The organism is Candidatus Accumulibacter propinquus (genome assembly GCF_056856495.1).
Genome location: NZ_JBSEHC010000002.1, coordinates 571,456 through 587,581 on the forward strand (window position 1 = coordinate 571,456; position 16,126 = coordinate 587,581).

General features: G+C 63.1%; 13 protein-coding genes. 9 read left to right on the plus strand and 4 right to left on the minus strand.

From position 1 onward, the window contains the following. Window positions 1-33 precede the first annotated feature (33 nt). From AC15MQ_RS04965 to AC15MQ_RS05000, 8 genes are all read left to right on the plus strand, one after another. Window positions 34-465, plus strand: a complete 432-nt coding sequence (locus AC15MQ_RS04965; protein ID WP_287651744.1) for a MaoC family dehydratase — start codon at window positions 34-36, stop codon at window positions 463-465. Then, entirely contained in the window at window positions 466-1,047 is a 582-nt protein-coding gene (locus AC15MQ_RS04970; protein WP_287651745.1) for a peroxidase-related enzyme, read from the plus strand. A 144-nt stretch (window positions 1,048-1,191) separates the two neighbouring features. Then, window positions 1,192-2,055: a caspase family protein gene (locus AC15MQ_RS04975; RefSeq protein ID WP_287671380.1), complete on the plus strand. Its 864-nt coding sequence runs from the start codon at window positions 1,192-1,194 to the stop codon at window positions 2,053-2,055. Window positions 2,056-2,253: 198 nt separating this feature from the next. Continuing rightward, a complete protein-coding gene (locus AC15MQ_RS04980; RefSeq protein ID WP_287651747.1) occupies window positions 2,254-3,678 on the plus strand; it encodes a caspase family protein in 1,425 nt (474 codons plus the stop codon). Window positions 3,679-3,753: 75 nt separating this feature from the next. Continuing rightward, window positions 3,754-5,046 carry an efflux RND transporter periplasmic adaptor subunit gene (locus AC15MQ_RS04985; RefSeq protein ID WP_483079498.1) on the plus strand — a complete coding sequence of 431 codons (1,293 nt, stop codon included), beginning with the start codon at window positions 3,754-3,756 and terminating at the stop codon, window positions 5,044-5,046. Continuing rightward, complete coding sequence (locus tag AC15MQ_RS04990) at window positions 5,043-5,762, plus strand: ABC transporter ATP-binding protein (RefSeq protein ID WP_483079499.1); 720 nt, start codon at window positions 5,043-5,045, stop codon at window positions 5,760-5,762. Before AC15MQ_RS04985 ends, AC15MQ_RS04990 begins: the two co-directional genes overlap by 4 nt. 30 nt (window positions 5,763-5,792) lie before the next feature. Next, a complete protein-coding gene (locus AC15MQ_RS04995; protein ID WP_287651796.1) occupies window positions 5,793-6,959 on the plus strand; it encodes an ABC transporter permease in 1,167 nt (388 codons plus the stop codon). Next, complete coding sequence (locus tag AC15MQ_RS05000; RefSeq protein WP_287671383.1) at window positions 6,956-8,125, plus strand: ABC transporter permease; 1,170 nt, start codon at window positions 6,956-6,958, stop codon at window positions 8,123-8,125. Before AC15MQ_RS04995 ends, AC15MQ_RS05000 begins: the two co-directional genes overlap by 4 nt. On the opposite strand, the gene AC15MQ_RS05005 is transcribed toward AC15MQ_RS05000, so the two are convergent. Both AC15MQ_RS05005 and AC15MQ_RS05010 read right to left on the minus strand, forming a co-directional pair. After that, complete coding sequence (locus AC15MQ_RS05005; RefSeq protein WP_483079500.1) at window positions 8,042-8,761, minus strand: hypothetical protein; 720 nt, start codon at window positions 8,759-8,761, stop codon at window positions 8,042-8,044. The genes AC15MQ_RS05000 and AC15MQ_RS05005 overlap by 84 nt on opposite strands. Before the next feature lie 51 nt (window positions 8,762-8,812). Beyond that, on the minus strand, window positions 8,813-9,634 hold the full coding sequence (locus tag AC15MQ_RS05010; RefSeq protein ID WP_483079501.1) for a formylglycine-generating enzyme family protein: 822 nt from the start codon (window positions 9,632-9,634) through the stop codon (window positions 8,813-8,815). Between the two features lie 487 nt (window positions 9,635-10,121). Here AC15MQ_RS05010 and AC15MQ_RS05015 point away from each other — a divergent pair, with 487 nt between their 5' ends. Further along, window positions 10,122-12,701 carry a glycogen/starch/alpha-glucan phosphorylase gene (locus tag AC15MQ_RS05015; protein WP_483079502.1) on the plus strand — a complete coding sequence of 860 codons (2,580 nt, stop codon included), beginning with the start codon at window positions 10,122-10,124 and terminating at the stop codon, window positions 12,699-12,701. Window positions 12,702-12,794: 93 nt separating this feature from the next. Here AC15MQ_RS05015 and AC15MQ_RS05020 read toward each other — a convergent pair whose 3' ends face one another. Both AC15MQ_RS05020 and glgA read right to left on the minus strand, forming a co-directional pair. Further along, on the minus strand, window positions 12,795-14,729 hold the full coding sequence (locus tag AC15MQ_RS05020) for an alpha-1,4-glucan--maltose-1-phosphate maltosyltransferase (RefSeq protein WP_483079503.1): 1,935 nt from the start codon (window positions 14,727-14,729) through the stop codon (window positions 12,795-12,797). A 166-nt stretch (window positions 14,730-14,895) separates the two neighbouring features. Then, window positions 14,896-16,104 carry a glycogen synthase gene (gene glgA, locus AC15MQ_RS05025; protein WP_483079504.1) on the minus strand — a complete coding sequence of 403 codons (1,209 nt, stop codon included), beginning with the start codon at window positions 16,102-16,104 and terminating at the stop codon, window positions 14,896-14,898. Between the last annotated feature and the right edge of the window lie 22 nt (window positions 16,105-16,126).

Sequence of the window (16,126 nt, forward strand, 5' to 3'; positions counted from 1 at the left end):
ACGATCTGCAACCCACGGACCATGGAGATAGTGATGAATTCACTTGGCGGCTACAACATCGAAGATCTGCAAACCGGCATGAGCGCGAGCATTGCCAAAACGGTTACCGAGGCGGACATCGTCCTCTTCGCCGGCATCTCGACCGACGTCAACCCGATGCACCTCAATGAGGAATGGGCAAAGACCACCCAGTTTGGCGGTCGCATCGCACATGGCATGCTTTCGGCCGGATTCATTTCCGCCGTATTGGCCAACAAGCTGCCAGGACCGGGGACCGTCTATCTCGGTCAGACGCTCAAGTTCAAGGCGCCGGTGCGTATCGGCGACACCGTCACCGCGACGGTCACCGTCCGTGAGTTGAATGTAGGCCGACGACGTTGCGTGATGGACTCGGTATGTACCGTTAACGGCAAGACGGTCATCGAAGGCGAGTCGACGCTGTACTGCACCACCGGCGAGGCCTGATTGATGGCGCCGCCGATCAGCCGCTTCCCGGTGCCGGCACTCGATCAACTGCCGGAGGATGTGCGCAGCCGCATCCTCGCCGTGCAGGAGAAAGCCGGTTTCGTTCCCAATGTCTTCCTCGCGCTGGCGCATCGCCCCGACGAGTTCCGCGCTTTCTTTGCCTATCACGATGCGTTGATGGAAAAAGAGAGCGGTCTCAGCAAGGCCGAGCGGGAAATGATCGTCGTCGCCACCAGCGGCGCCAACCAATGCCAGTATTGCGTCGTGGCGCACGGCGCGATCCTGCGGGTGCGCGCCCGCAACCCGCTGATCGCGGACCAAGTGGCGGTCAATTATCGCAAGGCCGACCTTAGCGCCCGCCAGCGCGCGATGCTCGACTTCGCGCTCAAGGTTTCGCTGCACGCGGCCGAGGTTGGCGACGCCGATTTCGCTTCGCTGCACGCGCATGGCTTCACCGAACAGGACATCTGGGACATTGGTGCGGTGGCTGCATTCTTCGCGATGTCGAACCGGCTGGCGAACATGACTTCGATGCGGCCAAACGAAGAATTCTTTCTGATGGGCCGGTTGCCCAAGGCCTGAAGCGAAACTGCACCCGCCCGCCGCCTGTTATGGCAACAGCAACACTGCGTTGCGGCCGGTCGACGATTGCCGCACAATGCCATAGCGGTGGCAACCGCACCACCGTCAACCTTATTGGCTGCGGTACTGGAAGGAGACAAGCTCATGGCTAGGAAGAAAGCGCTCTTCGTGGGCATCAACAAGTTTGCCAATTACTCTCAATTCACCCTCAATGGCTGCGTCAACGACGCCAAGGACATGGCGGCGCTGTACAAGGAACTGTTGGGTTTCAAGACCACCGAGATGAGCGTGCTCACCGACGCACAGGCGACCAAGGCGAACATCATGGCCAGGCTGAACACCATGGTTGCCGATGCCAAGGCCGGCAAGCTCAATTATCTGGTTTTCAGCCTGTCCTCACACGGCACCCAGATGAACGACAGCAGCGGCGACGAACCGGACGGCAAGGACGAAGCCTTCGTACCGCACGACATTGCCGAGAAGGACGGCGCCTGGGATCCGGCGCACATCATCAGCGATGATGAACTGCACGATCTGTTCGTGCAGTTGCCGGCCAATGTGCTGCTGGAAGTCTACCTCGATACCTGTCACAGCGGCACTGGTTTGCGCGGCGCGGAGTTCGGGCTGCACGCGCCCAGGGCGCGTTTCATCGCACCGCCCGAGCATGAGTTCGGCACGAAGTTCGCCAGCGTGCGGGGCTTCACGCTCGACCGTCCGGCTGCCGGCAAGAAGGGCGCTGCCGTTGCCGAGAAAGCCCCGGTTGCCGGCGCCAATCATGTCCTGTGGACCGGCTGCAAGGCCGATCAAACGAGCGCCGACGCGTATTTCAGTGGTCGCTATAACGGCGCCTTCACCTACTACCTGATCAAGGTCGTTCGCGAGTCGCAGAACAAGCTGTCGCGCAAGGAAACGGTCACCAAGATGCGCAAGCTGATGAAAACCGGTTTTGCCCAGAGCCCGCAACTGGAAGGCAATGCCAGCAATCGCGCGCAGGCGATCGTCTATTGAATTCTGCGCGGCGCAGGGCAGGGGGGCTACGCAAGACCCCCTGGTGATCCGGGCTGGCGGGCGCGCCCTGCCGACGCGGCGTGCTCGGGAAGGTGTGCGGCAGCAGAGCATTGTCCCCCTTCTGCGCCGGCAGGGTGTGTAACAGCCCCTGGCCGGTGTATGATTTTGCCTCTCAATCTCCATACGGGGGAACCCACGATGCCTGCCGTCCTGCGACTCCTGCGCCTGCTGGCGGCCGTGTCGTGCCTCCTTGTTGCTGGCGTGACAGCGGCGGCGCCGGGCAAGGCGCAGGTGGCACTGGTAGTGGGTATCGGCGCTTACCAGAATGCACCGCCACTACCGAATCCGCCCAATGACGCGCGCGCTCTGGCCGAATCCCTGAAGAAGCTCGGTTTCCAGGTTGAACTGGCTGTCGATCCGGACAAGGCGCGCCTCGAACAGGCGATCAAGCGCTTTGGTGATCAGTTGCAGGGTGCCAAGGTCGGACTGTTCTTCTACGCCGGCCATGGCTTGCAGGTCAACGGCCGCAACTTCCTGGTGCCGGCGGATGCCAAGATCGACAACGAACGCTCGCTGCCTTTCGCCGCCGTCGATGCCGACCTGGTGCTGACGCAGATGGAAACCTCGACGCCGGTCAGTCTGATCTTCCTCGACGCCTGCCGCGACAACCCTTTCTCGCGTTCTCTCGCGCGCAGCATGGGTACCCGCTCATCGGCGGTCGGGCGTGGACTGGCCCAGATCGCCGCCGGCGAGGGCTCGCTGATCGTTTTTGCCACGCAGCCCGGCAATGTGGCCGAAGACGGGCAGACCGGTCACAGTCCGTTCACCGAAGCCCTGCTCAAGAACCTCACGGCGCCCGGGCTCGAAGTGCGGCAGATGCTGACCCGCGTACGCCTGCAGGTGAAGGAACAGACCAACGGCAAGCAGATTCCCTGGGACCATTCGTCGCTGACGCAGGATTATTTTTTTATGGGGCCGACTACCGTGATCGTGCAGCCGCAGGCCGCACCGGCGGCCGAGCCGAAGGCGACGGGCGTCGATCCGATGGCGGTGCAGCTCTCGCTCTGGGAATCGGTACGCAGCAGCCAGGATCCGGCAGACTTCGAGGACTATCTCAAGCAGTACCCTGACGGCAAGTTCGCCGCGATTGCCCGGCGTCGCCTGGCGGCCCTGAAAACCGCATCGCTGAAAGAGCGGGAACCGGCGCCGCAGCCAACCCGTCCGACACCCGAGATCGAGCGGCCGCCGAGCAAGACTTCACCAGCGCCGCCGCCGATCAGCAAGCCGCTGCCGCAGCAACCGACTGCCTTCGAAGTGATGATGCAGGGTACCGCCACCAACATGACCGTCGGCACCACCGCGCAGGTGCAATTCCAGTTGCGCCGTACCGGCGACGGGGTGACGGCGGCAATCCGCGTCTTCCCGCCGCTGTTTGCGACCGGCGTCCTGCAGGGACAGTACCGCGAAGGACAATGCATGCTGCAGGGCAGGATGAACGAAGGTTTCATTCTCAAGATGATCGGCGCCTGCTCGCCGAGCGGCTTCTCCGGCCAGTATCAGGCCGAAGCGCCGGGTCAGGTCCAGCAGGGCGTCTTCCGCTTTCAGTCGATGGCCTCGAACTGAGCGCGCGGCGCAGCGTCGACAGCATGGCTGGGAACGTCTGGCCTGGTCGTCGTTTCCTCTCCCGCCTCCGATACCATGACTGAACCCGACATCCAATCGGCAGGGTTCCCCCTGCAACCGCTGCGCATCGACCGCAGCGGCAGCGCTGCGCGGCCGGTTCGTCACCGCCGCTGGCTGTGGATTGCCGTCGCCTTGCTGGTGGTCGCCGGCGCGGTCTGGCTGCTGCTGCCGCGGACGTCCGAGGTGCGTACCAGCAGCGTCCTGGTCAGCACCCCGTCACAGCAATACGTGCAACTGGTGGCCTCCGGTTACGTGGTTGCGCAGCGACGGGCCGCGGTCGCCTCCAAGGCCTCGGGTCGGCTGATCGAACTGCACGTGCGTGAAGGCTCGGTAGTGAAGAAACAACAGGTGATCGCGCGCATCGACGCCAGCGATGTCGAAGCCGCGATCGTCGCCGCTCAGGCCGGTGTTCGCCAGGCAGAAGCCGGCGAGAGCCAGGCGGCGGCGGCGCTGCAGCAGGCGCGGGTTGAACAGGCCAATGCCGCTGCCGACCTGCAACGCACGCTCGGCCTGCAGAGCAGGGGCTTCGTCTCGCCGCAGGCGGTCGATGGCGCCAGGAGGCGCGCCGACAGTGCGCTGGCAACAGTCGCCGGTGCGCAGGCCGGTGTCAATTTGGCGCGCGCGGCGCGCGCGCAGGCGCAGGCACAGGTGCAGGTGCAGCGGGTCAACGAGGACTTCACGCTGATTCGCGCGCCCTTCGATGGCGTGGTGCTGGTCAAGAACGCCAACGTCGGCGACATCATCACGCCGTTCTCGAGCGCCGTCGGCGCGCAGGGCGCAGTGGTGACCATGGCCGACATGAGCACGCTGGAGGTCGAGGCTGACGTTTCCGAGAGCAATATCGGCAAGGTGGCTATCGGGCAGCCAGTCGAGATCGTGCTCGACGCGCTGCCCGATGTGCGTTTTCGCGGCAAGGTCGCCGGCATCGTGCCGACCGTCGATCGCGCCAAGGCGACGGTGATGACCAAGATCCAGTTCGAGAAGCTCGACCCACGCATCCTGCCAGAGATGAGCGCCAAGGCGAGCTTCCTCTCCAGAATGCCGGATGACGCCGACCTCAAACCGGTGCTGGCAGTCAATCCGCAGAGCCTCCGCGAACGCGACGGCCGTACGGAAGTGTTGCGCGTGGGCGCCGACAACCGCCTCGAAGCCGTACCGGTACAGCGCGGCCGCAACCTTGGCGAACTCGTCGAAGTGATCGACGCCAGGAGCGATGGCGCCGGCGCATTGAAGTCGGGCGACAAGCTGGTGCTCTCGCCGGATGCGGGGCTGGCCAGCGGGACGATGGTCAAAGTGGCGGCGAAGTGAACACCGCCGCTGCCGACGCACTGCCACCGCCGCTGATCCGCATCCGGGCGTTGTCGAAAGCCTACCAGCGCGGCGCACAGCATATCCCGGTGTTGCAGGGCGTCGACCTGGACGTCCAGCGCGGCGAGTTCATTGCCCTGATGGGCCCCAGCGGCTCCGGCAAAAGCACGCTGCTCAACCTGATCGCCGGTATCGACCAGCCCGGCGGCGGACGCATCGAGATCGGCGGCATCGACATCGCCGGCCTGAGCGAAGGCGAACTCGCCGACTGGCGCGCGGCCAATGTCGGCTTCATTTTTCAGTTCTACAACCTGTTGCCGGTGCTCAGCGCCGCCGAGAACATCGAACTGCCGCTGTTGCTCACCGACCTGACGCGCCGCCAGCGTCGCCAGCATGTCGACGCCGTGCTGGCGATGGTGCGCCTGAGCGACCGTGCCGACCATTACCCCAACGAACTCTCCGGCGGCCAGCAGCAGCGGGTGGCAATTGCCCGCGCCCTGGTCAGCGACCCGCAACTGATTGTCGCCGACGAACCCACCGGCGACCTCGACCGCGTCACCGGCGGCGAGGTCTTGTCGCTGCTTGCCGACCTGCACCGGCAACTCGGCAAGACCATCGTGATGGTCACCCATGACCCCAAGGCCGCGGAACGCGCCGAGCGCCTGGTGCATCTCGAAAAAGGCGTGCTCGTTGCCGGTACGGCTTTCGGGCACTGAGTCAACACCGATGATGAGCCACGCCCGATGTTGCTGCTGCTGCGCCTGTTGCTGAAAAACGCCTTCCGCCACAAGCTGCGCAGCGCGCTGACGCTGATCGGCCTGGTGGTGGCGATCTGCGCCTTCGGCCTGCTGCGCACCATCGTCGATGCCTGGTACGCCGGCGCCGAGGCTTCGGCGAGTACGCGTCTGGTGACGCGCAGCGCCGTCTCGCTGACGTTTCCCCTGCCGCTCAACTACGGCGAGCGGATTCGTGCCGTGCAGGGCGTCAGCGGCCTGTCGTGGGCCAACTGGTTCGGCGGCGTCTATGTCACGGAGCGCAACTTCTTCCCCCAGTTCGCCGTCGATCCGCCGTCTTATCTGGCGCTGTATCCGGAATATGTGCTGCCCGACGCGCAGCGGCAGGACTTCCTGCGCGACCGCCAGGGCGCTATCGTCGGGCGCAAGCTGGCCGACAAGTTTGGCTGGAGGGTCGGCGACCAGATTCCGCTGCGCGGCACCATCTACCCCGGCACCTGGAGCTTCACGCTGCGCGGCATTTACGACGGCGTCGACGCCAGCACCGACGAACAGCAGTTGCTGTTCCACTGGAAATACCTCAGCGAATCCATCCGCCAGCGACCGGGCGCAAACCCGGCGCGCGTCGACAGCGTCGGCGTGTACGTCGTCGGCATCCGCGAGGCCGACGACGCAGCACTGATCTCGCAGCGCATCGACGCGCTGTTCCGCAACTCGCTGGCCGAGACGCTCACTGAAACCGAGAAGGCCTTCCAACTCAGCTTCGTCTCGATGAGCGAGGCAATCCTGGTCGCCATCCAGGCGGTGAGCCTGATCATCGTGGTGATCATCATGGCGGTGATGGCCAATACCATGACCATGACTGCGCGCGAACGCCTGGCCGAATACGCGACGCTACGCGTGCTGGGCTTCTCGCCGGGCTTCGTGGTACGCCTGCTCGCCGCCGAGAGCCTGTTGATCGCACTTGTCGGCGGCCTGTTCGGCATCGCCCTGACCTTGCCGCTGGCCGCTTTCGTCGGCCAGGCTGTCGGTACCCTGCTGCCGGTGTTCCGGGTGTCGGAATTGACGCTGCTGCTGCAGTTGCTTGCCGCGCTGCTGGTCGGCGCCGTCGCTGCCGCCTGGCCGGCCTGGCGCATCAGCCGCATCGACATTGTCGCCGGTCTGCGGCACGTCGGATGAAAGCCCTGCCACTCAGCTATATTGCGCGCAACCTCTGGGTGCGACGGGTCACCACCGTGCTCACCGCGCTGGGCATGGCGCTGGTGGTGTACGTCTTCGCCACGGTGCTGATGATGAGCGAAGGCATCCGCGCGACGCTGGTCGCCACCGGCCAGCCCGACAACGTGGTCGTACTGCGCAAGGGCGCCGGTGCGGAGATCAATTCGGCGATTGCGCGCACGCAGGCGGCAGTCGTCGAGAGCCTGCCCGGCATCGCCACCGACGCGCTCGGTCGTCGCCTGGTCAGCAAGGAGCCGGTGGCTCTGATCAACCTGCCCAAGCGGGGCAGCGGCAAGCCAAGCAACGTCACCGTGCGCGGCACGTCCGACCTCGGTCTGACATTGCGGCCGCAGGTGCGGCTTGCCGAAGGGCGCATGTTCCGTCCGGGCACCAGCGAGATCGTCACCGGCCGCGCGATTGCCGACGGTTTCGTCGGCGCCGGCCGCGGTGAAACGCTGCGTTTCGGCGGACGCGACTGGACCGTTGTCGGCGTCCTCGACGCCGGGCGCAGCGGTTTCGACTCCGAGATCTGGGGCGATTCCGAGCAGATGATGCAGGCCTTTCGCCGCCGCGACTTTTCGAGCATGGTCGTACGCCTGGCCGACGCCGGCGATTTCGAGCGCACGCGTGCGGCGATCGACAGTGACCCGCGGTTGCTGCTCGAAGCCAAGCCAGAGATCCGCTTCTACGCCGAACAGAGCGAGGCCCTGGCCACCTTCATCTCGATCCTCGGTACCGCGCTGTCGGTGATCTTCTCGATCGGCGCCATCGTCGGCGCGATGATCACCATGTTCGCTGCGGTCGCGCAACGCGTCGGCGAGATCGGCACGCTGCGCGCGCTCGGCTTTCGGCGCGGCGCGGTGCTCGTCGCCTTCCTTGCCGAGGCGATGCTGCTGGCCCTGGTCGGCGGCTGCGTCGGCCTGGCCGCGGCCAGCCTGATGCAGACGGTGAATATTTCGACCACCAACTTCCAGACCTTCTCGGAACTCGCTTTCCGCTTCACACTGACGCCGGGAATCGCTGTCGAAACGCTGCTCTTCGCACTATTGATGGGCCTGCTCGGCGGCTTCATCCCCGCCTGGCGCGCCGCGCGTCTGAGCATCGTCGATTGCCTGCGTGAGGCCTGAGTCTTGCGCCCGCGGCCCGAGCACCAACCAGAGCTGCGCATCGAAAGGGACCTTGAGTCTTGCCGAGGCACCACTGACCGAGGCGTACTCGCTGGCCGGCCCGAGCAGCACCTTCTCGACGGCGACGCCGCGCACCTGCAGTGCTCTACCGACAAATGGCCGATCCAGGCGTTGCAGCAAGGTGGACTCGGAGAGGAGGGCGGCGACGAAGGCGTTGTGCCGCCCCGGTGTGGCGCGCACGCGGCCGTACCTCCATGCGGCACTGTGCATGGCGGCATCGGCCAGATAGCGAGAGATCCACGGATACTCCACGGCTCGGCCGAGCGCCAGCGAGTCTGGTGGTGGCGTCGCTGCGTCGCGGGTCTGCAGCCATTCGGCGAGCACGCGTCGGTAGCTCTCCTCGCTGACTTTACAGGCTTCCAGTGCCGAGTGATGCGGACGCAGCACCGCGCCGGTCGCGTTCGCCTGCTGTTCGACGTAGGGCGTACAAGCCGCAGCCGGCAGCACGCTGCCGAGCAGAGCGGCTGTACCAAGCAGCGCGGCCGCGACCCCGCGCCTGTACCCGCGGTCGCACTGGCCCAGTGCCCGCGCAACCGGCCGCGAATGGCCTCTCCGCAAACCGCCGTGCGCGTGCATGCCTAGACCTTGAAGCGGCTGTGATCCCCAACCCGCGCTGGCCGGAAACACTCAGCGATACCCGATGGCGAGCCGGAACCCGCTGCTGCGCGGCCGATAGGCGGGTTCAATTCGACTGCGATTGGCCGAGCGAGCGTAGCGGGCAGGGTCACTCCAGGTACCCCCGCGAAGCACACGCATCTTGCCGAAGGTCGGGCCACGCGGGTCGAGTTGCGGCGTCGAAGGGTAATCGGCATACCAGTCGCCACACCATTCCCAGACGTTACCGTGCATCTCGTAGAAGCCCCAGGCGTTCGGCGGGAGTGAGGCCACCGGCACCGTCCGCTGGCGGTACAGCCCCTTTCCTCCGCCGGCACACGGATAACCGCCGTGGTAGTTGACTTGCTCGGGATCAATCAGGTCGCCGAATGAAAACGGCGTCGTCGTGCCGGCCCGGCAAGCGCACTCCCATTCGGCTTCGCTTGGCAGGCGCGCCGCCAATCCTGGAAGGCGCCGGTTCAACTCGGCGATGAAGCCCTGTGCGTCGTGCCAACTGACGTTCTCCACGGGGTTCTGCGGGTGGTCCTGGAAGTGGCTCGGATTCACCGGCCATACCGCCTGCCAGAATGCCTGCGTGCATGCGGTTTCGGCAAGCCAGAAGCCGTGGCTCAGTGTGACTTCGTGCAGCAATTCAGTACTGCCCCGATCCGCAGCGTCAGGCGGTGATCCCATCAGAAAACAGGCCGGCGCCACCCAACGGAAGACCTGTCGCGCCTGGCCGACGTTCAGGACCATCGACAGGCCGAAGTGGTCTTTGACGAAGTCGCTGGTCCATGGTACCCGGAATGGATCATTGGACAAGTTGCCGGCCTTGTCAGGGCAAACTGGCATCATCGGATTCTCCAAATTACCGCCCTCCGCAAGGCGATGTCCGCGGTAGGATCGTGTCTGCTGCCTGGTGATACCGAGAGTGGGTATCCTGGGCGCGTTCGACGGGCGGGGGAATCCGGTCTATGAGGCGGGTCATGGTCCTGTATCGCTCGATGATGGCCATCGCAGGCCAGCTGCCGACGATGGGCTCTCAGTGTACCCGTCCAGGGACCTGTCGGGAAGACCTCGCCCTTGTCAACCCGGCATGGCCGAGTGGCCACCTGCGCCCAGGTCACGAGGCCGGGGTTCCCCGCGCCCACTTCCTCGTGAACCGCTGTCCGGTCTCGCTGGGTCATTCGCGAGCCAGCGTGCATGATCAGATTTTTCTGGACAGCAGCCCCCAGTGCGTGCTTGCAAACAATGCTATAGACTCGCCGCTGACGTGGATCGTCAGACAAGGATCAACGATTTCTCATACTGGAATGAACGGCACGAACACGGGGGTGTTGACATGAACGACAAGATACAACCTGAAAATGTACCGCCTGTGCAGGCGGATCCCGATCTTCTGGTGGGGCGCGAGGATCGGCGCACAGGGCTGGGTGTGGATGCATTGAAGCGTGCGTTGCTCGACAAGCTGGTGTACGAGCAGGCACGCTTTCCACAAGTTGCGACGCGGCACGACTGCTTTGCCGCGCTCGCCCAGGCCGTGCGCGACCGCCTGCTGCAACGCTGGGTGCAAACCGCACGCACCTACCGCGACCAGGGCAGCCGTACCGTCTGCTACCTGTCAGCCGAATTCCTGATTGGCCCGCAGCTCGGAAACAACCTGATCAATCTCGGCATCTTCGACAACGCCGAGCAGGCGATGCGGGAACTCGGCCTCGATCTGGAAATGCTGCTCGATCAGGAGGAGGAACCTGGCCTCGGCAACGGCGGCCTCGGGCGCCTGGCCGCGTGTTATCTGGACTCCCTGGCAACGCTCGAAATTCCCGCCATTGGTTATGGGATCCGCTACGAATTCGGCATCTTCACGCAGGCGATCCGCGATGGCCGGCAAGTGGAACTGACCGACAAGTGGTTACGTTCCGGAAGTCCCTGGCTGATTCACCGTCCGAGCATCGCTTTCGAGGTCAAGCTCGGTGGCTACACCGAGCATCAGTACGAAGCGACGGGCAGTCGCCGCCTGCGTGTGCAATGGGTGCCGGGGAAAGTCGTACGTGGTACAGCCTGGGATATGCCAGTGCTTGGCTACGGGGTGAACACGCCCAACCGGCTCAGGCTGTGGAGCGCCGAGGCGCCCGAGACCTTCGATTTTGCCGCATTCAACGCCGGCAACTACTACCAGGCGGTCGATGCCCAGATCTCCTCGGAAACCATCACCAAGGTGCTCTACCCGAACGATGAAACCGAAGCCGGGCAGGAGTTGCGGCTCGAGCAGCAGTACTTTTTCGTTTCCTGCTCACTGCAGGACATGATTCGTCTGCAACTGCAACGAGAACAGAACCTTGATCTCTTCAATGAAAAATTCGTCGTCCAGCTCAACGACACGCATCCGTCGATCGCCGTGGCGGAACTGATGCGCCTGCTGGTCGATGAGTACATGATGGATTGGGACCAGGCCTGGTCAATCACCCGCAAGACCTTTGCCTACACCAACCATACGCTGCTGCCTGAAGCGCTCGAGAAGTGGCGGCTGAATCTGTTCCGGCGCGTGCTGCCGCGACATTTCGAAATCATCTGTGAGATCAACGAGCGCTTCCTAGACGAGGTGCGCATTCGCTTTCCTGGCGACGACGCGCGCCTCGCCCGGATGTCGCTGATCGATGAACATGGGCCACGCTATGTGCGCATGGCGAATCTGGCGGTTGCCGGCAGCTTCGCGGTAAACGGGGTGGCGAGGTTGCACACCGAATTGCTGAAATCCGATGTCCTCAAGGACTTCCACGAAATGTGGCCGGAAAAATTCAGCAACAAGACCAATGGCGTGACGCCGCGGCGCTTCGTCCTCCTGGCGAATCCGACGATGTCGACCCTGATCAGCGACACGATTGGCAGCGGCTGGCCTACCGATATGGGTCGGCTGCGGGAACTCGAACCGTACGCCGACGACCCGGCTTTCCGCGATGCCTGGCGGCGGATCAAGGCCGGCAACAAGGAACACCTGGTGCGCGAGATGAAACGCAACGCGCATGTGGATGTCGACCCGGCGTCGATGTTCGACATCCAGGTCAAACGCATTCACGAATACAAGCGGCAACACCTCAACCTGCTGCACGTGGTTTCCCTGTACAAGCGCCTCAAGGACAATCCGAACCTGAATGTCGCGCCACGCACGGTGATTTTCGGCGGCAAGGCTGCTCCAGGCTACGCACTCGCCAAGATGATGATCCGGCTGATTACCGCCGTCGCCGATCTGATCAGTCGCGACCCCGCGATGCGCGGCAAGTTGCAGGTCGTCTTCTATCCGAACTACAACGTCAAGAATGCCCAGGCGATCTTCCCTGGCGCCGATCTGTCCGAGCAGATTTCGCTTGCCGGCAAGGAAGCATCAGGGACCGGCAACATGAAGTTCCAGATGAACGGTGCGCTTACCATCGGTACGCTCGACGGTGCCAACGTCGAGATGCGTGAGGAGGTTGGTGAAGACAACTTTTTCCTGTTCGGGATGACCACTCCCGAAGTCATGGAACTCAAGAGCAGGGGTTACCGGCCCCGCAGCTACTACGAGGCCAACCCGCACCTGCGCGAGGTCATCGACCTGATTGCCGCCGGCTTCTTCACTCGCGGCGATCGCGAGGTCTTCCGGCCGATGGTTGACAACCTGCTCAATCACGACGAGTACATGCTGCTTGCCGACTTCCAGTCGTACATCGATTGTCAGGCCAGGGTTTCGGAAACCTACCTGGATCCCGAGCGCTGGTCGAGAATGTCCATTCTCAACGTTGCCCGTTCCGGGTTCTTCTCCTCCGATCGGGCGATCCGTGAATACTGCGACGAGATATGGAAGGTGAAGCCGGTGCGCATTGAACTCAGCGACCTGTCGGGAGAGGACATGCAGTTCAGACGCGCCGCGGCTGGAGCAGATTGAGCGGTTGCCGGCAGGGCAGGGGGCGGCAGCCCCGCCCTGCTGCCCCGTCCGTTCCGCGAGCGCGTGTACTGCGTGCGCCCCCGACGCTGCCTTCTACCAGCGACGGATCTTGATGATGTGTGCCACCTTGGTGCTCGGGTCGAGTTCGACGTAGGCGGTTGGCCCGCGCCAGCGGTAGCGCTCGTCCGAGAGCAGGTCGTGCGCCTGATACTGTTCGTCCTCGCCGATACCAAAGGTGCCCAGTGGCACGTGCAGCGTTGCCACTTGTTTGTGGAACGGATCGAGGTTGACCACGCAAACGATGATGTCCGACCGGTCCTCGTTCATCTTGGCATAGGCCATGAGATTGGGGTTGTCGGCAGCGAGGAAGAGCACGTTGTTGTAAGAGTGCAGGGCCGGCGAATCATGGCGAATCTGGTTGATGCGGGTGATGATGTGGACGATGTTGCCGGGCGCTTTCCAGTCGCGCATCCTGATCTCGTACTTCTCCGAGTCGAGGTATTCCTCCTTGCCGGGAATGGCTTCGTTCTCGCACAGCTCGTAGCCGCTGTAGATGCCGTAAACGCTTGACAACGTGGCTGCCAGTACGGCGCGCATGATGAACGCCGGGCGACCGCCGTACTGGAGAATCGGCGGCAGGATGTCGGGAGTATTGGCGAAGAAGTTGCCGGTGAAGTACTCCTTCATTTCGCCACAGGTCAGTTCGCTGACATACTCGCTGAGGTCATGCTTGTGGTTGCGCCAGGTGAAGTAGGTGTAGGACTGTGCGAAGCCTACCTTTGCCAGCAGCCTCATCATCTTTGGCTTGGTGAAGGCTTCGGCCAGAAAGATGACTTCGGGGTGCTGCCGATGGACTTCGCCGATCACCCATTCCCAGAACGGTACGGGTTTGGTATGCGGATTGTCGACGCGGAAGGTGGTCACCCCCTTGTCTACCCAGAACAGGAAGATCCTGAGCATTTCCTCCCACAAGCCGTTGCGGTCAGTCGTGCCAAAGTTGAGCGGATAGACGTCCTGGTATTTTTTGGGCGGGTTCTCGGCGTATTTGATCGATCCATCGGGGCGATGGAAGAACCAGTCCGGATGCGCGGCCACGTAGGGATGGTCGGGTGAGCAGTTCATCACATAATCGAGCGCAATCTCGATACCCAGTTCACGACAGGTGCCGACAAACTGGTCCCAGTCGTCCCAGGTTCCGAGCTGTGGCTCAAGCGCCATGTGACCGCCATTCTCGTTGCCGATCGCCCACGGGCTGCCGACATCGCCCGGAACGGCCGTCAGACTGTTGTTCTTGCCCTTCCGGAAACTGTGTCCAATGGGATGGATCGGCGGCAGATACACGACATCGAAACCCATCGTCCTGATCTCGCGCAGACGACGGATGCTGTCCTGCAGGGTGCCATGCCGGTACGGCATATTGGACTGCGAGCGCGGAAAGAACTCGTACCACGCAGCAAAGCGGGTGATTGGCCGATTGACCATGATCGGCAACGCTGGCGCCAGTTCGTAGCCCTCGCTGCGATCGGGGTAGCTGGCCATCATGCTGCGCATCACACTGCCGACTCCCAGGTCTACAGCGCCCTGCTGCTCGCCAGCAGCGAGTGCGCTCTCGATCGCGGCGATGACGCTGTGCATGCGTACGCGATCCTCGCCTTGCGCGACGGCCGCAGACCTTTTGAGGATTACCAGCCCCTCCAGCAGTTCACTGGTAAGGTTGGCACCCGGTATGTTCTTTTTGCCGATTTCGTCGGTCCATGAAAGGTAGCGCTCGGCGTAAGCCTCAATGGTGTACTCCCATCGACCGATCGCAGTGACGGTAAACTCGCCGTACCAGCGGTCGTTGTCACCCTGCGTCATCGGGCTTTCCTGCCACTGCTTGTGGCCGATCTGGCGCACCTTGAGGGCGGCAGCCAGCTTGTCGTGGCCTTCCTTGTAAATGTCGGCGCTGACGACCACTTTCTCGCCGACCACGCGCTTGATGGGGAAGCGTCCGCCGTCGACTCTTGGCTCGACTGCTTCTATGATCACACGAGGATATTCTTTGGGAACCATCATGCTGCTCCTAAGTCTGGCGCCAGCCAGGCCGGCAGACGCCGGTGGAACGTGAATCTGGACGGCCCATCCGGACCGTCGGTGGGTAAACCCGCTCGATGCACCGGCAAGCGACGCCGTAGTCCGTTCGAGCGCAGGGGAATTATTTCACCAGAGAATCGTAGAGATTCTTGGTTTGCTGCGCAATGCTCGACCAACTGAAGACTTCGCGTGCGCGCTGCTGACCTGCCGCGGCCATGGATTCGGCGAGTTCCGGATTGTCCAGGACCTTGTTGATGGCCGTCGCCAGATCACGCGAAAAGACATCCGGGTTGACGGGCTCGAACGGTGCCACATGCCATTGCTCGAGGGGTACCAGGAAGCCGGTGACGCCATCGACGACGACCTCCTTGATGCCCCCGACGGAACTCGCCACGACGGCCGTTCGACAGGCCATGGCTTCGAGATTGATGATCCCGAAAGGTTCGTAGATGGACGGGCAACAGAAGACCGTGGCGTGCGAATACAGTTCGATCGCCTCCTCCTTGGTGACCATCTCCTGAATCCAGATCACGTTGTTGAAACCTTCATGGCGAATGTGCCTGATCGCGGCTTCCATCTCCGCGAGCACCTCCCTGGTATCGGGTGCGCCGGCACAGAGCACGATCTGAGCTGTGGGATTGATGTACTGGACCGCATTCACCAGATGGACGATGCCTTTCTGGCGCGTGATCCGGCCAACGAAAAGAACGATCGGCTTTTGTGGATCGACGCCGTATTTTTCCAGTGCGGTCGTGTCCTCGGTTGGATGGTACTGCTCGACATTGATGCCGTTGTAGATCACCGTAATCTTCGCCGGGTCGATGTCGAAATGCGCCAGGATGTCGTCCTTGGTTCCCTGCGAGACGGCAATGACCGCATCGGCCATACCGAGTGAAGTGCGTTCGATCCACGACGACATGTCGTAGCCACAGCCAAGCTGCTCGCGCTTCCACGGACGCAGCGGCTCCAGCGAATGGACCGTATGCACCAGCGGGATGCCGTACAGGGTCTTTGCCAGGATACCCCCGAGGTGTGCATACCAGGTGTGCACATGCACCAGATCGGCGTCAACCTGCTCGCTGAGGGTCTCGAGGTTGGTTTCGAAGGTGTCGAGTGCGCCGCTGAGCTTCTTGTCGACGTGGGCAAAACTGCCCTTGCCGAACGGGAAACCCCGGACCCGCACACCCTCTCTGACGGTATCCTGATCACCAAAGGAGCGGACCTCGACATGCATCAGCTTGGCGAGTTCGCCAGACAGATACTCGACGTGAACACCGGCTCCGCCGTAGACGTAGGGAGGGTACTCTCGCGTCAAAAATAGTACTTTCATTGCGGGACTTTCTATGCTGTGG